The sequence below is a fragment of the Corallococcus sp. M7 genome, assembly GCF_054512695.1.
In genome coordinates, this window is the sequence record NZ_CM137252.1 from 1,730,745 (window position 1) to 1,748,060 (window position 17,316).

Below are 17,316 nucleotides of genomic sequence, written 5' to 3' on the forward strand. Positions count from 1 at the left end.
TGCCCGGCCGTGGCTTCCTGGCCGCGATGCTCCCCGAACAGTCCCCATCGCACGCGGCACCCGGCCCACGGCGCGGCCCGTGGGCCACTGCCGTCCTCACGCTGCTGTGCCTGCCGCTGTCCGTGGCCCCGACGCCGCCGGTGGCTCCGCCGCCTCGCCTTGTCCTCTGGGCCTGGGAGCGGCCGGAGGACCTGGGCTTCCTGGAAGGCCGCGCGGTGGATGTCGCCTTCCTGCTCGCGACGATGGACCTCTCCGACGAGGACGTCCATGTGGTGCCTCGCAGGCAGCCGCTGCGGGTTCCGCCGGGCACCGCGCTGAAGGCCACCGTGCGGTTGCAGATGCTTCCGGGAAGCTCGTTGGCGCGCTTCGCGCCGGAGCGCCTGGAGTCGCTGGCTGGGATCCTGGATGCGCTCGTGCGCCGCCGCCCTGACGTGACGGCGCTGCAACTGGACTTCGATGCCCGTGCATCGGAATACGACGCCTACGTCGGCCTGCTCCAGCGGCTGCGCGCGCGCCTGCCTCCGGGGATGCCGCTGTCCATCACGGGGCTCGCGTCGTGGTGCGTGTCTGGCAGCTGGATTGCCCGCGCGCCCGTGGATGAAGTGGTGCCGCAGCTCTTCCGCATGGGCCCGGACGCGCCGGTGTGGCGTGCCCGGTTCGCGCGCGGCCTTCCCCCTCCGTGCGCGGGCAGCATGGGCCTGGCCATGGACGAGTGGCAGCCCGTGCCTCCCGGCGTTTCGACCCTCTATCTCTTCAACCCCCGGCCGTGGACGCCCGATGCGTTCGCCCGCGCCGTGGCGGAGACCCGACCATGAAGAACGCAAGAACAGTCCTGGGGCTCGTGGGCCTCGTGGTCCTGCTGCCTCCTGTCATCGCCGACGCGTGCGGACCCGACTTCGGGCCCGAGCCCCGCTTCTACGTCGTGGACAATCCCGACCGGCCCTTCGACCACTTCGCCGCCGGCCGTCTGGGCATCCTCCGCCGCACCTTTGATCCGCCGTACCTCGCCTTCGCCTTTCGCTCGATGATGGGCATCCCCACCACGGCGGAGGAGCAGAAGCACCTGGTGGCGGGGTGGACGGACGCGGAGTCCCGCTATGGGCCCGACGCGAGCTGGGCCCGCGACCAATGGACCGCCGTCCGGCAGGAGGTCGCGCCCTTCAAGGACCTGCCGCCGGTGGACGCCAACCAGATGGTGTACGCCTCCAACGACGCCTACATCCATGGGGATGCCTTCCTGCATGCCGCGGTCACGGCCCGCGCGCTCGCGAGGGAGTGGAAGCCGCGCCCGGCCTTGCTGAAGGAGTGGGTGGGCAACCAGGACACGGTCTTCAGCAAGGGCTGCACCCTGGCCGACCCGGTGCCGGGCATCGAGGAGTCGCTGACGCCGCGCGAGAAGGCGCGCAGGCAGGCCGAGCGCGACTACCAGGCCGCGTCCATGCACCTGTACTGCGGGAAGTTCGACGAGGCGGCGCAGGCCTTCCAGAACATCGCCAGCAGCGCGGACTCGCCCTACCGGGTTCTCGGCGCGTACCTCGTGGCGCGCACCCGCGTTCGCGAGGCGCTGTTCGGGGTCCCCCCGTACGATGGGAACCCGCGAGAGGTGGATCCCGCCGTGCTGGGGCGCTTCAGCCGGGCGGAGGAGGCCATCCAGAAGGTGCTCGCGGATCCGAAGCTGCGCGACGTGCACGGGCCCGCGCGACGCCTGCTGGACCTCGTGCGTTGGCGACTGTCGCCAGCGACCTGGAAGTGCGAGCTGTACTCGCGGGTGCTGGAGAAGGGGACGGGCTCCGGGTTGGAGGCGGAGCTGGCCGGCCTCGCGAGGGAGACCGACCTGGGCGACAATCCCATCACCTGTGCGGCGCTGAAGCCTCGCGCGGCGGAGCTCTCCGAGTGGCTTCGGCTCATGTTCCTTCATGCGCCCGAGGAGACCGGCATTCCGGAGGAGCCCGCGCGCACGAAGACTCACGGGACCGCCGTGGCCCGCTGGAAGAAGTCCAGGCATCAGCCATGGCTCGTGCTCGCGCTGCTGACGGCCCGCGCGGATTCGCCGGAGGTACCCCAACTGCTCGCGGACTCGGAGAAGGTGCCGGCGGAGTCTCCCGCGGGCATGACGCTCGCGTGGCGCTCCGTGCAGTTGCTACGGGAGCGGGGACAGCTGGAGGAGGCCCGGGCGCGGCTGGACGCCATTCCCCCGGAGCTGGTGCGCGACCAGCTCTCCGTGGACAACGCCCTGCGCGAGGAGCGGCTGCACCTGGCGAACAGCTGGGACGAGGCCCTGCGCAACGCGGCCCAGTTCCTGGTGGAGGAACTCGTCCTGGCTCCCCTGGACGCGAATGACCCGGCGCCCTCTCCCAAGCCCATGGGACTCAGCGCCGCGCGGGCGTCCTTCCTGGAGTCCCATGTCCCCACGCGCCGGCTGCGCGAGTGGGCCGCGCTTCCGTCGTTGACCCCCGAACTGCGCCGGCAGCTGTCGTGGGCCGTGTTCGCCCGCGCCGCGGTGGTGGGGGACGACGCGATGATCAAGGCCCAGGCGGCCACGCTGGCGGAGACGGAGCCCAAGGCTCGCGCGGAGCTGCTGGCCATCGTGGGGCGGCCCACGGCGGAGGAGCGTCTGTTCGACGCGCGGCTGCTGGTCATGGGGCTGCCGGTCGTCTCCGCGAGATTGGAGCCCGCCAGGGACCGGCTGGCCAACATCTCCCCGAAGCTGGACCTCACCGAGGACATGAGCTGGTACCGCAACGGCTGGTGCGTGCCGGGACCGAAGAACCTGGAGGATCCGCTGAAGACGCCGCTCCCGTTCGCGAGCCCGGAGGAGCGGGCGGACGCCGCGGCGGAGTGGAAGGCCCTCAACGAGGCGGGCTCCTCCGTGGCCTTCTTCTCCCGCGTGGCGCTGGACTGGGCGAAGGCGCACCCGCAGGACCCGCGCTCACCCATCGCGCTGTTCCGCGCGGTCCGCTCCAGCAAGCGCGGCTGCGGCCAGAACACCCCGGAGGCGAAGAAGGCCTTCGCCTACCTCCACAAGCAGTACGGCAAGACGGAGTGGGCGCGCAAAACGCCCTACGTGTACTGACGCGCGCAGGCCCTACTGCTTGGGCTTCACGATGCGGAAGATCTTCCGCCGGAAGATCTTGTCGCGCGCCTCATCGGTCAGGCGCGTGGACTTCACCTGCAGGTAGATGGACGGGTGGTCCGAGTAGTACTTGCCCTCGGACTTGAGGTGCCGGGAGCCGCTGGCGCCCAGCAGGCCGTACATGCCGGGGCCCACCAGCTCCAGGTGCTCCGTGTCCGCCTGGTAGTAGCCCATGTAGTGGGCGTTGCCCGCGGAGTTCGAATACTGCTGCTGGAAGAGCGGGATGGCCTCCGTGCTCTTGTGGGCCAGCATGTACGTGGGCTGGGTCTCCGGCCGGCCGTCGAAGAAGACGCCCCGGCTTCCCTGGGCCGTCTCCTGGAGGTCCATGTTGAAGTCGCCCACCATCACCTGGATGCCCTCGGACTTGCAGAAGGTCTGCAAGGCATTGCGCTCCACCTGCCGCTCGTGCGGATTGGAGCCGGTCAGCGACGCGCGCAGGTGCACCCCGGCCACCGTCACTGAATGGCCATACCGGTTCCCGAGCGTCACCTTGAGGATGTACTCGTCCTTGGCCTTCAGCTTCGTCTGGATGGATGCGGTCTTGCGCGTGAGCGTGGTGGCCTCCAGGTAGAAGCCGTCCTCCTTCACGTTGTCCAACTGCCCGTCGATGTCCTCGCGCAGGTAGAGGGCGATCTCGTTGACGTGCTTGATGCCCTTCACCGTCGCGTCGTCAATCAGGTGCTTGCGCACGTAGGACATGCCCAGGCCGGGGACGTCGATGCGGTCCGGGAAGGGCGAGCCCGTGGGGTTCTCCGATAGGAAGATGAAGACGGGGTAGTGCTTGTAGCCGCGCAGGTTGCGCTCGATGCGCTTCTTGCGCCGGTCGCTCCACTGGGACGTATCCGCCGCCTGGGGGCCGTTGCTCTCCAGCCATGACTGGAGGTTGTCGCCGTAGTCCTCATCGCGGACGTGCATGTTGCGGATGAGGTCGCACTCCTGCTCCACGATGTCCGCGAGCTTCGCCGCGATGTCCGGCCCCTGCAGGAACGCGCTGGAGGCCATGCTGGGAACGAGCGCGTTCGCGAGGTTCGCCCCGTCCACCCGCGACCCCGTGTCATCGAACGTCGCGCTCAGCCCCTTCACGCCCTTGGTCGTGTTGGCCTTGTAGAACTTCTTCGCCGCGTCGAAGGGGATGAACAGGATGGAGACGCGGGGGAGCGTCGCGGTGTCGATGCCCTCGTCGAATTCGCGCTTCGGCATGGCGTCCCCCGGTGGTGCGAGCGGGCTACTTCCAGGAGCAGCCCTTGATCTTCTTGCAGAACGCTTCGTTGGTGGCCTTCTCGCACGCGATGGCCACGCCGCCGCACATATTGGACCCGAACATGTAGGCACATCCAGGCTGGCTGCTGCAGTACATCTGGGAGAAGACGCCGCAGAAGTTCGCCTTGCCCGTGCAGCGGCCGGCGCCCTGGGACGCGCTGCTGTCCTTGTCCTTCTCCGGCGTGGCGGCCGTGCCCGCGTCCTTGCCTTCGACCCCACCATCCGCCTTCGCGGAAGCGGAGGGCTTGGGCTTCTTCGCCGCGTCCTCCGCGTGCGCGGGCGCGCCCAGCAGGGCCGCCGCCATCGTGAGCGCCATGAAGAGACCGACACGCTGTCCGTGCTGCGCCATGTTCCTGTCCTTTCGGTGTGGGACCGGCCCGACTTCCGCCATAACAGTCCACGAGAAGGGGACTCAGCGACGCGCAGCATGCCCGTCTGCCCGACTGGGAGTCGAGCGGCCAGGCCCGCCTCAGCGGCGGGGGAGCTGCTCCCGCGCCAGCTCGATGAAGGCCCTGAGCGGACGCGAGGCCCGCGCCCGGTGGGGGTAGTAGAGGAAGAGGCCGGGGACGCTCGGGGCCCAGTCCTCCAGCACCGGCCGCAGCGTGCCGGCGCGCAGCCCGGGTGCCGCTTGAATCTCCGCGATGTAGGTGAGCCCCAGTCCCTGGCTGGCCATGCCCAGGAGCAGCGAGGAGCTGTCCGACGTGAGCGGCCCCTTTACCGGCACGGTGAGCTCCTTCGTCCCCTGTTCGAACTCCCAGTGGTAGGGCAGCCCCGTCGAGGGCGCGCGGTAGCCCAGGCAGTTGTGGTGTCCCAGGTCCCGGGGATGCCGGGGCGTCCCGTGCCGCTCGAAGTACGCGGGCGAGCCCACGACGAGGAAGCGGAAGGCGGGCGTCAGGCGCACCTGGACCATGTCGCGCTGCACGGCCTCCGTGAGCCGGATGCCCGCGTCGTAGCCCTCCTTCACGATGTCCACGAACCCGTCCTGCACGGACACATGCACCTGCACCTGCGGGTAGGCCGCGATGAAGCGCGGCAGCACCGGCTCCATCACCGGGGACAGGGAGAACGCGGGCACCGACAGGCGCAGTGAACCGGTCACCTCCGGGGTGACGCCCGCGGCCAGGTGTTCGAGCGCCGCCAGCGCGGACTGGAGGCCCGGGCCGGCTTCGTCCAGCAGCCGCTGTCCTGCCTCGGTGAGGGACACGCTGCGCGTGGTGCGGGCGAGCAGCGCCTGCCCCAGCTTCTCCTCCAGCTGGCGCACCGCCTGGCTCACCGCGGACGAGGACACGCCCAATTCCTTCGCGGCCTGGCTGAAGCTGCGCCGGCGGGCGACGGTGACGAACACGGTCAGGGCATTGAGGGGCGTCAGGGCCATTTCGAAGAAAGTCTAAACAGTCCCTGCAACTTCCGCGTCTTCATCCGGAGGCTTCCGGACGGCACCTTGTGCGCATCCAACACAGGGAGCCTTCCCATGACGACGACCGCTCGCATCGATTCGCTGGCGCAGTACCACCTGCTGGGCCGCAGTGGCCTGCGGGTGAGCCCGCTGTGCCTGGGCGCCATGACCTTCGGCACCGAGTGGGGCTGGGGCAGCCCCAGGGACACCGCGCACCGCATCCTCGCCCGCTACCTGGAGGCCGGCGGCAACTTCGTGGACACCGCGGACGGCTACACGGGCGGCTCCAGTGAAGCCATCATCGGGGATTACTTCGCCCAGACAGGCGGCCGCGACCGCGCGGTCATCGCGACGAAGTTCACCATCAACACCTCCCCCGGGGATCCGAACGCGGGCGGCAACGGCCGCAAGAACATCCGCCGTGCCCTGGAGGGCTCGCTGCGGCGGCTGAAGACGGACTACGTGGACCTGTACTGGCTGCACGCGTGGGATGGCCTGACGCCGGTGGACGAGGTGATGCGCACGCTCGATGCGCTCGTGCGCGAGGGCAAGGTCCGCTACATCGGCCTGTCGGACGTGCCGGCCTGGTACTTCGCCCGCGCGCAGTCGCTGGCGGAGCAGGAGGGCTGGGAGCGCGTCGCCGCGTTGCAGCTGGAGTACTCGCTGGTGGAGCGCAACATCGAGCGCGAGCACATCCCCGCGGCGCTGGCCTTGGGCGCGTCCATCACGCCCTGGAGCCCGCTGGCGTCGGGGCTCCTGTCCGGCAAGTACACCCGCGAGGGCTCGCAGGCGAAGGGAGAGGGCCGGCTGCCGTCCATCCAGGGCGGAGGCAACCCGGGCTTCGAGAAGCTCTTCACCGAGCGCAACTGGGCCATCGTGGACGTGCTGCGCGAGGTGGCGAAGGAGCTGGACCGGTCGCCCGCGCAGGTGGCGCTCGCGTGGGTGACGCGCCGGCCCGGCGTGGCGTCCACCATCATCGGCGCGACGAAGATGGAGCAGCTGGAGGCGAACCTGCATGCGCTCGACGTGCGGATCCCCGAAGCGCTCGCCGCGAAGCTGGAGGCCGTCAGCCGCCCGGAGCTCGTCCACCCGTACCACTTCTTCGAGGATGCCTTCTTCACCGGAGGCATGTTCACGGGCGGCACGACGGTCCGCGCCGAGCCCACGTGGTTCCGGCCCGCACCCCGGTAGCCGGTCGTCCGTGGGGCACCGGGGACGGAATCGCGTGTTCATGAGCACGCATCGGTCCTCGTGTTTGTCCTGTGGCGGACCTGGCTCGGGTGACCCGGAATTCCGGGCCATGGTAGAAAGACGGGGCATCCTTCCGGGGGCGCCATGACGGCCATTGGTGGCACGAAACCGCTCAAGCAGAAGCTTCAGACCGTGATGAAGGACGGTCGCGTCACGAACGCGGAAGCCAAGGGCCTGGTCAAGACGGCGAAGAAGGACGGCGTCACCGCGGACGAGCGACAGCTGTTGCACCGCAAGCTGGCGCACCAGAATGACTTCTTCGAGCCCGCGGCGCAGAAGACGCTGTCGAAGGTGGCCCACTTCAAGCCGCGGAACACCGAGCCCAACTCACCGGCGCAGGTCCGCGCGGAGCTCCACCGGGCGCGCTTCGATGGAAAGGTCACCCTGACGGAAGCCGAGCGGCTCGCCAGCCGTGTCCAGAAGAACGGCACCACGCAGGCCGAGCGCCAGGTGTTGCAGCGGCAGCTCGGCCGCTACGAGTCGGACTTCACGAAGGCCGCGAAGGAGCGCGTCTCGCTCCTGCTTCGGGACACGGAGCCGCTCGCGCCCAACCAGACCGTCCAGTCCGGAGGGTTCGAGATCCGCGCGAATGGCGTGCGTCAGAGCGCCATCAACGAGGCCTCGCGCGTGGCGCGCGAGCTCACCGCGGCCCGGCCTGACATCGCGGAGCGGATGCGCGCAGCAGGGCACGTGGTGGTCATCATTCCCCAGGGCTCGAAGCTGACGGACCTGCCGGAGTTCCAGTCGCTGCGCGGGCAAAAGACTTTCGATGGCCGCCCCTGGGAGGACGTGCGAGGCGTCTCGGGGGTGTCGCTGCCGGATGGCCGGGTCGCGACGGCCATCTCCGAGGAGAACCTGTCCGAGCTGAGCTCGGACCCCTATGCCGGCAATCACAGCGTGGGCATCCACGAGCTGGCCCATGCCATCCATTCCCAGGGCGTGACCCCCGAGGAGCGCCAGGCCATCGAGGATGCCTACGAAGCCCAGAGGGCTCGCGGTGGCGCGTTCACGGATGACTACGCCAGCTCCAACTCGCATGAGTACTTCGCCCAGCTCACGGCCGCCTACTTCGGACGGAACAAGGGGGCGGGCGCGAATGGTGCGAAATGGGTCCAGGCGAATGACCCCCAGGCCTACGCGCTCCTGCAGCAGATCTACGGTTCACCCCGCCAGCTCTAGCCCGACTCCGCCATGACCCCGCGCTATGACGTCACCCGTGACGGCGTCACCGTCCTCACGTTCACGCCGGAGCCTGGAATCATCCAGAGCACGGCCCGCCCGGCTCCGGGAATGAAGCCGCTGACTCATCCCTTCCTCAACGCTCGCGCACTGGATGCGAGGCATGAGCATTCACTCGGAGCCCTGTTGCGCGCCTCCACCAATGCGGATGACTTCATCCGGCGGCTGCGGGAGGCTGGCTACGAGGTCCGCCGCGAAGCTGGCGGGAGCTGACCCACCTCCTGCCGCAGGTTGTGCCTGCTCGCGGGAGGCTGGCTCCCAACGTGAGGCTTCACCGCTCCGGGACGCGAGCACCGTTTCGCAGCAGCAGCGCCGCGCGGTGGATGGCGGCGCGGATGCGGACGTAGGTTCCGCAGCGGCAGACGTTGTCGCTCATGGCCGCGTCGATGTCCGCGTCGGTCGGCTGGGGATTCCTGCGCAGCAGCGCTACCGCGGCCATGATCTGCCCCGGCTGGCAGAAGCCGCACTGGGCCACGTCCTCGGCGATCCACGCCTCCTGCACGGGATGCAGGCCGGACGCGTCCGCCAGGCCTTCGATGGTCTTCACCTCGCGGCCCGCGATGTCGCCCACGGGGTGGAGGCAGGGACGGAAGGCTTCACCGTCCAGGTGGCTGGTGCACGCGCCACAGACGCCCACGCCGCAGCCGTACTTGGGGCCCGTGACGCCCAGCATGTCGCGGAGCACCCACAACAGGGGCAGGTCCGCGGGCGAGTCCACCGACACCGGCTGACCGTTGAGGAGGAAGGAATGGGCCGGCATGGTCAGACTCCCTCGTCGAGGATGGGAAAGCGCGTGGGCATGGTGCCCGTCGCCCGGGCAATGGCGTTGGCCAGGGCCGCCGCCGCGCTGGGGTAGCCCAGCTCTCCCACGCCGCCCACGCGGTCGTCGGAGCGCACCAGGTGCACCTGGATGGAGGCGGGGGCGTGCTTCATCCGCAGCCACCGGTAGTCCGCGAAGCTGCCCTCGCGCACGGCGCCCGCGTCGATGTGGAGCCCGGCGCTCAGCGTGGTGGACATCGCGTCCATCGCGGCGCCCTGGAGCTGGGCCTCGATGCCCTTCGGGTTGATGGGCAGTCCCACGTCCGCCGCGATGACCACGCGCAACACGCGCGGCGTCCCGGACGTGACGTCCACCTCGATGAGATGGGCGATGGCGCTGTCCCACTCCTCCAGCACGGCGACACCTTGCGCGACACCGGGAGGCAGCGCTCGACCCCAGGCGCCTTCTTGCACCACGCGCTCCAGCACGGCCTTGAGCCTGCGGGAGGTGAGGCGCGAGCGCCGCAGCTCCACCGGGTCTCGCTGGAGCTCGCGGGCGAGCTGGTCGACGAAGATCTCGTTGGCCACGCCCACCTGGCTGGTGAAGACCGAGCGGAAGGACGCGGTGGGAATGGGGAGCGGCACCTCGGCCAGCTCCTGCGCCACCCAGCCGAACTGATAGGGGACGTGCTGCGTCAGCGCGAAGAACACCGCGCTGGTGACGTCCGGCAGGACCTGACCGACCAGGGAGGTGAGCAGGTCTCCGAAGCCGTGGGGGAACTCCACGGTGGGGATGGCGGCGCGGTGTTGCCAGCCAAGGATGGAGCCCCCCGGGCCCAGCGAGGCGAGGATGCGGTGATGGCTCGCGGGCCGGTAGTGCCCGTGGCGCATCTCATCGTTGCGGCTCCACATCAGCTTCACCGGCTGCCCGAGCGCGCGCGAGATGAGTGCGGCCTCCACGGCGGCCTCGGTGAAGAAGCGCCGGCCAAAGCCTCCTCCGGCGCGGATGGGATGCACGGTGACCCGCTGCGGAGTGAGCGCCCAGCCGAGCGCCGCGGCGACCTGGCTCCGCGCGAACTTCGGATCCTGGACGCCGGACCAGATCTCCGCCGTGTCCGCCGTCACCCGCGCCACGCAGCTCTGCGTCTCCATGGGCGCGTGCGCGAGGTACGGGAAGTCGAAGCGTCCCTCCACGACCCGGGTCGTGAAGAGCGGAGGCAGCGGCCGGGGCCCGATGGCGTCACGCAGGCGGGTCCGGATGTCGGCGTCGGAGAGGTGGCTGGCCGGGCCAGGGCTCCAGGTGACCTGCAAGGCGTCGCGAGCGGAGAAGGCCTGCGAGTACGTCCGCGCCGCCACCGCGATGCCTGAAGGAATCTGCACCACGCCGACCACGCCAGGCAGGGCCCGGGCCGTGGAGGCATTGAAGGACTGGACCTTGCCGAGCAGCGTGGGAGGCCGCGCCACCACCGTGGGCACCGCGTCCGGGATGTCCAGGTCCAGGGTGAAGCGCGCCGCGCCGGTGACGATGTCCCGTGCGTCGACGCGGCCCGTGGGCTGACCGACCACGGTGTACTTGCTCGGAGCCTTCGGCAGCGGAGAGACCTCCGGCAGCAGCACGCGCGTGGCGTCCTCCGCCAGCTCGCCGTAGCCGAGCCTGCGGCCGTCGGGATGGCGCACCTCGCCCTGCGCCGTGGTGAGCGTGAGGGCCAGCACCCGCCAGCGGTGCGCTGCTGCGGTGACCAGCCGTGCCCGGGCCTCCGCGGCGGCGGCGCGGAGCGGGCCGGCCAGATAGCGCATCGTCGAGGACAGGCCGGTGAGCTGGATGAGCCAGCGCGGATCCGCGTCGGCGGTGTGCACGTCCACGGCATCGAGGCCCGTGTCGAGCTCCTCCGCGACGAGCATGGCCACGGCGGTGGTGATGCCCTGGCCCATCTCCGTGCGAGGCAGGGTGGCGACGACGCGCCCGTCGGTCCTGATGGCGACGTAGAGGTTGAGCGGCGTCTCTTCCGGGGCCGCCGAAACCTCCGAAGCCTGGGCGGAGGGAACGTCGAGCGCGAGCCGGGCCGCGATCATCAACGTGGGCGAGGCCACCAGCCACGTGAGGAACTTGCGGCGGTCGAGCCCTTCAGGAGGAGCCGGGGGAGCTGTGTCCGTGGGCGGCAGGTCAGCCATGGGCAAAGTCTCTCACGCGGCCAAGGGCGGTCCCAACGACCTGGGAGGCCCTGTGCGGCACCTGTCACCTGGCGCGCGGAAACATCCGGGACAGGAACCTGAACGGTCCTGAAGCGCCGTGCTGTCGCCAGGCTGCACACCTTCAGCGTGTGACCTGGGCCGCTTCCATGTGCGCCGGGAGGCGGATGTCGGGGCGGACCGGCACGCCGCCGCCATGGTGGATCTGACTGGGACGCGGCTCGCCGTTGAAGGCGCGGAACCACTCAGGCCGTTGCTCGAGGAGGTACTTGTGGAGCAGGCCGAAGAACTTCGTGATGGCGCGGAGCTCGTCCCCGCCCTCGTCCTCGTAATACTTCCGGTGCCACCCCTGACCCGGAAATTCGCCCACCTGTATCAACCAGGTGAAGAAGGCCTCGGCCTCCGGATCCCTGCCGGAACTCTCGCGCTGCGCGTTCCTGAATCCGTGGATGTACGCGTCCAGCCGCTCGATGCGAAGCCCGTCGAGCGTGTTGTCCGTCTCCCGGCCGACGCCAATGAAGAAGCACCAGTGATTCGGCGCTTCCAGGCTGATTCTGTAGAGATGCTTCAGGAGCATGGCGTCATCGTGTGTCAGCGCGCGGTTGCATCTCCAGGCGGGACGCGCGCGCTGCTTCGGGGGATACTGGTGGCCATGTGCCCCAGGGAGGCGGGGGCGAGGACGGCGGTCATGCGCAGGTGGCTCATCGGTGGAATGGCGGCCCTGGTCGCGTGTGGCCTCGTGCTGTTCCTCGCGCTGCGTTCCGAAGGACCCGCCGCGCCAGAGGGCCACGCGGAGGCCTGGCGGACGCGCCCCGCGAGCCCTGTGCCCACGCCGGAGCGCTCCGACCCGGTGGAGGCACTCTCAACGCAGCAGTCCCCCAATGAAGCGGATGGCGTCCTGGACGTGGAGGTGCTCGCGGACGGAAAGCCTTCACCCGGCATCACCGTGCGGCTCTACGCCAGGGGCGCGCGGGCGTCCACCTGGGCGCTGATGGGCTCCGGGGTCACGAATCCTCAAGGACACGTCCGGCTCGCCTCCGGGCCCGGGCGCTACCTGGTGGCGGTGCGCGCTCCGGGCCGGGCCCCGCTGCTGCACGGCGTGTCCCGCCCGCTCGGCGAGTCGCGCACCGTGCTGCGCATCGCCCTGGAGCCCGCGCAATCACTCACGGGCCGCACGGTGGTGCGCGGAACGAATGAGCCGCTGCCGCTCGTGGAGATCGTCCTCACGGCGCACGCCCGTGACATGGAGACCTGGCAGCGCCCGGATGCACCCGACGACGAGCGCGTCTATGCGACGAGCGATGAGCGAGGGAACTTCCGCATCGACGGACTGTCCCCGGGCACCTACGTGCTGGAGGCCCGCGCGCCCGGCTACGCGCGCGTGGTGCTGAACCGCGTGAGCATCCCCACGGAGGGCCCGCTGACGCTGGCGCTCCGGCTGGCGAGCGTCATCGAGGGCTTCGTCGTGGACTCGAAGGGCCTGCCGGCCGCGGACGCCGAGGTGCAGGTCGGCGGCAGCCCCTCCCAGGTGGTGACGACGGGCGCGCAGGGCGGCTTCTCCGTGGAGGTGGAGCCCGGCTCCCATCTCCTGTCCGCCCGGCGCGGCGAGGAGTCCGGCGCGCTCGACCTGCCAGTGCTCTGCGTCGCGGGCAGCACCGTGCGCGACGTGCGCATCCAACTGGGACCGGGCGCGGTGCTGGAGGGCCGCGTCGTGGAGGCGCCTTCGGGCAAGCCGGTGGAGGGCGCGCGCGTCGAGGTCGGCCTCTCCGGCGGGGGCGGAGACCCCGCCGTCGTCATGTCGGACGCGGAGGGGCGCTTCGTCGTGCGGGGGCTCGCCCCCGGCGGCTACGACGCGAAGGTCACGGCGTCGGGCTACTCGCCCGCCATGCGCCGGGGCCTGACGGTCACCCAGGGCGAACACTTTCCCGTGGAGATCCAGCTCTCCGGCACCGGCGCGGTGGAGGGCCAGGTGCGCGACCGCAATGGAGCGCCGGTGGCCGCGGCCCGGATCTCCGGCATCAACGGCTGGAGCCGCGGAGGGGAGTTGAGCTCCGTCGATGCCCGCACGGACGCGGACGGCCGCTACCGGCTCGAGGGACTCGCCACGGGCATCCTGTCCCTCTCCGCGAGCCATGATGGGTCGACGGCGGGCATCCGCCAGACCGTCTCCGTGGAGGAGAACCGCACGGCCCGGGCGGACTTCACCCTGGATGGCACGGGGACTCTCGAGGGCAGGGTGCGCGCGGCCCGGGGAGTCCTCACGGACGGTCCGCTGGAGGTGACGGCCATGGCGGACATGCCGCCTGGGGCCACGGGGATGACCCTCAGCACCGCCGCCGTGGGTGCGGATGGAGTCTTCCGGATGTCCCTTCCCGCTGGCGCCTACTCGGTCACGCTCGCGGCGCGCGGTCGTTTCGTTCAGAGCAAGCAGGAGCAGGTGCGCGTGGAGGCGGGACGGACGGCCCAGGTCGAGTTCATCTGGGAGCAACTGCCCGAGGCGCGCGCGTACCGGGGTGTCGTCCTGGAGCCGGATGGCTCGCCGTCGCCCCACGCCGTCGTCACCCTCACGGCCGCGGAGGGAAAGGGCGCCCCCCTGTCGATGACACCCACGGATGAGGAGGGGCGCTTCACCGTCTCCTTCCGGGAGGGGACCGCTCTCCCGGCCCGCGTGCTGCTGGTCGCGCGCAATGGAGGACGTTCGAGCGAGCCCGTGGCCGTCACGCTCGAAAAGGAGGTGGTGGCGCGGCTGAGGCCTTCGGCCTTCCTCCGTGGCCGCGTGGTGCGCAAGGGCGAGCCCGTTCGCGGCTTCACCCTCTCGCTCCAGCTCCAGAAGGGCTACCTCCCCAAGGGCGAAGGCCCCTTCGAGTTCTCCGGCGACCGCTTCGAGTTGCGCGACGTCCCGCCCGACCCCGTGAAGCTGACGGCGCGCACGGTGGACGGCTCCATCGGAGAGACCACGGCCTCTCCCACCACGGGCGCGGTGCTCGAAGTGGAAATTCCCCTGGAGGCCTCCGGCACCGTGCGGGGCCGGGTGGTGGACGCGGCCACGAAGGCGCCCGTCTCCGGCGCGTTCGTCTTCATCGAGGGGGAGCAGCCCTTGCTGGAGCACGTCTCCAACACGGAGGGCCGCTTCTCCCTCGGCGGGGTGCGCGCGGGCGAGCGCGTCCTCCTCATCCTGGGCGGCCCTTCGCAGGGACGTGTGCGAAGGCCGTTGAAGATGAAGGACGGTGACGTGCTGGACCTGGGCGACGTGGCCATGGAGGCGACACCGCCCCCGCCGTGAGGCGCTTCAGCCCTGCTTGCGCCGCCAGCCCGGAGGCACACCGTCGCGCAGCACGCCGGCCACCGCCACCGCGCAGGCGAAGCTGGTCGTCATGGGCACCTGCATCCAGTGGCCTCCCATGTAGAGCTTCACCTCCCGCTCCTTCACGACGTGGTCCACCTTCACGTCCGCGCCCACGTGCTCCAGGAGGGCGGAGTCGCCCACGGACACCACCGACTCCAGCTGCGCGGGCAGGGTGTGCATCGCGCCCGCGGAGGAGGCGATGACGGCGCCCCGTGCCGCCGCGCGGTCGGTGAGCTCCCGCATGGAGGCCTCCATCGTGCGGTGGGGCGTGCCCAGGCTCAGGTTGAGCACGTCCACGCCCACCTCCTCCAGCATCCACCCCATCGCCTCCACGAGGCACAGCGAGTGCCCGCGGCTGTTCCGGTCGAGGACGCGGGCGACGTAGACCTCCACGTCCGGCCACGGGCGGACCTGGTCGTGGAGGATGCTCAGGACGGCCGTGCCGTGCCCGTGCGTGTCCTCCAAGTCCAGCGTGCCCGTGCCGTCCCGCCACGCCTCCAACTCCGCCCGCTCGTAGGCACGCGCCTCCAGCACCTGCGCGTCCAGGTCGAGCGAGAAGGACGCCGCCCCGGCCAGGTGCACCCCATGTTCGCGCAGGAAGGCCACCTCCACGCCGCTGTCGATGATGCCCACCTTCTTCACGGCGAGGCGCCTCCCGGCCGCGAAGGGCTCCAGAGCTTCAACTGCCGGAACACATAGGTGCCCAGCGACACGGACTCCGTGCGGGGCGGGACGGCGTCCGGAACGGACACGGTCAGGTGCACGAGCGAGCCCGCGAGCACCATCCCCGCGCCCAACGTCAGCACGAGCAGCAACGTGAGGGTGCCAATGCGCCGCACGACGAAGAGGCCGGCGTGCTCCGGGTCCTCCAGGATCGGCAGCGGCGCGGTGGGGAGCGGGAGCTCGTTCGCCATGGCCGGGGCCCTTCCTTTCTGCCGTGTCATGCGGCGTCCGCCTCGCCCATGCCCGCGCGGAACAGCCGCTGGTACGGCGCGCAGCGCGCGAGCAGCTCCGCGTGCGGCCCCTGGCCCACGAGCTGGCCTCCCGCGAGCATCCACACCTCGTCGGCCAGGAGCGCGTTGGCCAGCCGGTGCGTGATGAACAGCACCGTCTGTCCACGCTCCCGGGCCCGCGCGAGCAGCGCCCGCACGATGGCGGACTCCGTCTCCACGTCGAGCTGCGAGGTGGCCTCGTCCAACAACAGCACGGGCGCGTCGCGCAGCACCGCCCGGGCCAGCGCCAGCCGCTGCCGCTGCCCGCCGGAGAGGCTCGCGCCCGCCTCCGCCACCGGCGTATCGAAGCCCTGCGGCAGCGCGTCCAGGACGGGCTCCAGCGCGCACAGCCGCACGGCCTGCCGCAGGTCCTCGTCGCTCACGGCGGAGAGCCCCAGGGTGAGGTTGTCGCGCACGGTGCCGTGGTACAGCTCCACGTCCTGCCACACCACCGCGAGCTGCCGGCGCAGGTCGGACAACTCCAGCGTCCGCGCGTCCTGACCGTCGAACAGCACGCGCCCTTTGCCCGGCTCCTCCAACCGCGTCAGCATCCGCGCGAGCGTCGTCTTCCCGGAGCCGCTGGAGCCGACGATGGTCACCACCGAGCCGGGCCGGATGCGCGCGCGCACCTCGCGCAGCACGTCCTGGCCGGGCAGGTAGCCGAAGGACACGTCCTCCAGCTCCACCCCGCCGGAGAGCCGCCGGGTCACCGGAGCCGGCGGCGTCAGCGAGCGGGCCGGGTCCTGCTCCGGCGTCTCATGCAGGTACTCGAAGAAGCGGCGCAGGTGGACCCCGCGCTGCTGAAGGCCGGTGACGAAGCCGATGACCTCGATGACCGGCCCGCGCAGGTACGCGGCATAAGCCACGAAGGCCACGAAGCCGCCCAGCGTCAGCTTCCCCTGGAGGATGAGCCGCCAGCCCAGCCAGGTGAACAGCGCCGTCTGCGCGGCCTCCACCGTGCGCTCGAACAGCCGCAGCAGCCCCTCCACCCCGTGGGCCTTGAGGTGCGCCCGCAGCACGGACTGCATGAGCCCCGCGGCGCGCTGGTAGATGAACGGCTCCAGCGCCAGCACCTTCGTCGTGCGGCTCTGCCGCAGCGTCTCCACCTGGAGCGCCTGGAGGGCGCCGTGCACGCCCATCACCTCCTGCCACGCGAGCCCCATGGCGCGGCCGATGAGCAGCGGCACCGCCACCACGAAGGGCAGCGTGGCCACGGCCGCGAGCGCCAATTCCCAGTGCAGCGACGCCAGGGTGAAGGGGATGACGACCAGGAAGGTGAGCTGCGAGAAGACCAGCCGGATCAACCCCAGCACCAGCGCCATGCCCGCCTTCGCGTCGTCGAAGCGGCTGGTGAGCTCCCCCACCTGGCGCCGGGAGAAGAAGCGGTCCGGCAGGTGCTGCAGGTGGTTGAAGAGATAGAGCGCGGCGGAGCTCTCCAGCTTCACCGTGAGGTACGAGGAGTAATAGCCGAACAGCGACTCCGCGAGCGCCGCCGCCACCGACGCGGCGAGGATGCTCAGCACCAGCACGTGCAACAGCCCCAGGTCCTGCGGGGATGACACGTGGTCGAACAACAGCCGCGTGAGGAAGGGCGGGATGAGCAGGAGCCCGGCGATGATCGGGCCCAGCAGCGCGCTCCTCACGAGCGAGCCCCACGCGGGACGCAGGAGCCGCAGCAGCGCGGCGAGATAGCGCGCCGACTGCCGCAGCCCGGGGGCCCCTTCTGTCCGCATCGCGCCGCCCGCTTCCA

At 70.7% G+C, this 17,316-nt stretch carries 15 protein-coding genes; 6 read left to right on the plus strand and 9 right to left on the minus strand.

The genetic code is table 11. The features are described 5' to 3' along the window. Positions 1-26: 26 nt before the first annotated feature. Entirely contained in the window at positions 27-815 is a 789-nt protein-coding gene (locus tag ACX114_RS07235; RefSeq protein ID WP_459296029.1) for a DUF3142 domain-containing protein, read from the plus strand. After that, the gene (locus ACX114_RS07240) at positions 812-3,073 is read left to right on the plus strand and encodes a hypothetical protein (protein ID WP_459296031.1); all 2,262 of its coding nucleotides are present in this window, start codon (positions 812-814) and stop codon (positions 3,071-3,073) included. The genes ACX114_RS07235 and ACX114_RS07240 overlap by 4 nt, the downstream gene beginning before the upstream one ends. Before the next feature lie 12 nt (positions 3,074-3,085). On the opposite strand, the gene ACX114_RS07245 is transcribed toward ACX114_RS07240, so the two are convergent. The 3 genes from ACX114_RS07245 to ACX114_RS07255 all read right to left on the minus strand — a co-directional run bounded on the left by ACX114_RS07245 (position 3,086) and on the right by ACX114_RS07255 (position 5,768). Further along, entirely contained in the window at positions 3,086-4,333 is a 1,248-nt protein-coding gene (locus ACX114_RS07245; protein ID WP_459296033.1) for a hypothetical protein, read from the minus strand. 25 nt (positions 4,334-4,358) lie between these two features. Next, positions 4,359-4,742: a hypothetical protein gene (locus ACX114_RS07250; RefSeq protein WP_459296035.1), complete on the minus strand. Its 384-nt coding sequence runs from the start codon at positions 4,740-4,742 to the stop codon at positions 4,359-4,361. Positions 4,743-4,862: 120 nt separating this feature from the next. Next, a complete protein-coding gene (locus ACX114_RS07255) occupies positions 4,863-5,768 on the minus strand; it encodes a LysR family transcriptional regulator (RefSeq protein ID WP_459296037.1) in 906 nt (301 codons plus the stop codon). Positions 5,769-5,864: 96 nt separating this feature from the next. On the opposite strand from ACX114_RS07255, the gene ACX114_RS07260 reads away from it, so the two are divergent. The 3 genes from ACX114_RS07260 to ACX114_RS07270 all read left to right on the plus strand — a co-directional run bounded on the left by ACX114_RS07260 (position 5,865) and on the right by ACX114_RS07270 (position 8,492). Continuing rightward, positions 5,865-6,980 (plus strand): aldo/keto reductase, encoded by a 1,116-nt coding sequence (locus ACX114_RS07260; protein ID WP_459296039.1) that lies wholly within the window; start codon positions 5,865-5,867, stop codon positions 6,978-6,980. 144 nt (positions 6,981-7,124) lie between these two features. Further along, positions 7,125-8,219, plus strand: coding sequence for a hypothetical protein (locus ACX114_RS07265; protein ID WP_459296041.1), 1,095 nt, complete (start codon positions 7,125-7,127; stop codon positions 8,217-8,219). A gap of 12 nt (positions 8,220-8,231) precedes the next feature. Then, the gene (locus ACX114_RS07270; protein WP_459296043.1) at positions 8,232-8,492 is read left to right on the plus strand and encodes a hypothetical protein; all 261 of its coding nucleotides are present in this window, start codon (positions 8,232-8,234) and stop codon (positions 8,490-8,492) included. Between the two features lie 58 nt (positions 8,493-8,550). On the opposite strand, the gene ACX114_RS07275 is transcribed toward ACX114_RS07270, so the two are convergent. From ACX114_RS07275 to ACX114_RS07285, 3 genes are all read right to left on the minus strand, one after another. Further along, positions 8,551-9,039 carry a (2Fe-2S)-binding protein gene (locus ACX114_RS07275; RefSeq protein WP_459296045.1) on the minus strand — a complete coding sequence of 163 codons (489 nt, stop codon included), beginning with the start codon at positions 9,037-9,039 and terminating at the stop codon, positions 8,551-8,553. A 2-nt stretch (positions 9,040-9,041) separates the two neighbouring features. Then, entirely contained in the window at positions 9,042-11,210 is a 2,169-nt protein-coding gene (locus ACX114_RS07280) for a xanthine dehydrogenase family protein molybdopterin-binding subunit (protein WP_459296047.1), read from the minus strand. A gap of 142 nt (positions 11,211-11,352) precedes the next feature. After that, a complete protein-coding gene (locus tag ACX114_RS07285) occupies positions 11,353-11,805 on the minus strand; it encodes a hypothetical protein (protein ID WP_459296049.1) in 453 nt (150 codons plus the stop codon). 111 nt (positions 11,806-11,916) lie between these two features. Between ACX114_RS07285 and ACX114_RS07290 the strand changes: the two genes are divergently transcribed. Beyond that, positions 11,917-14,511, plus strand: a complete 2,595-nt coding sequence (locus ACX114_RS07290) for a carboxypeptidase regulatory-like domain-containing protein (RefSeq protein ID WP_459296051.1) — start codon at positions 11,917-11,919, stop codon at positions 14,509-14,511. Between the two features lie 6 nt (positions 14,512-14,517). On the opposite strand, the gene ACX114_RS07295 is transcribed toward ACX114_RS07290, so the two are convergent. Genes ACX114_RS07295 through ACX114_RS07305 form a run of 3 tightly spaced genes read right to left on the minus strand, consistent with a single transcriptional unit; the run spans position 14,518 to position 17,299 of the window. After that, positions 14,518-15,216: a S8 family serine peptidase gene (locus tag ACX114_RS07295; RefSeq protein ID WP_459296053.1), complete on the minus strand. Its 699-nt coding sequence runs from the start codon at positions 15,214-15,216 to the stop codon at positions 14,518-14,520. Next, a complete protein-coding gene (locus tag ACX114_RS07300; protein ID WP_459296055.1) occupies positions 15,213-15,488 on the minus strand; it encodes a hypothetical protein in 276 nt (91 codons plus the stop codon). The genes ACX114_RS07295 and ACX114_RS07300 overlap by 4 nt, the downstream gene beginning before the upstream one ends. Positions 15,489-15,514: 26 nt before the next feature. Further along, complete coding sequence (locus ACX114_RS07305) at positions 15,515-17,299, minus strand: ABC transporter ATP-binding protein (protein WP_459296057.1); 1,785 nt, start codon at positions 17,297-17,299, stop codon at positions 15,515-15,517. Positions 17,300-17,316 lie beyond the last annotated feature (17 nt).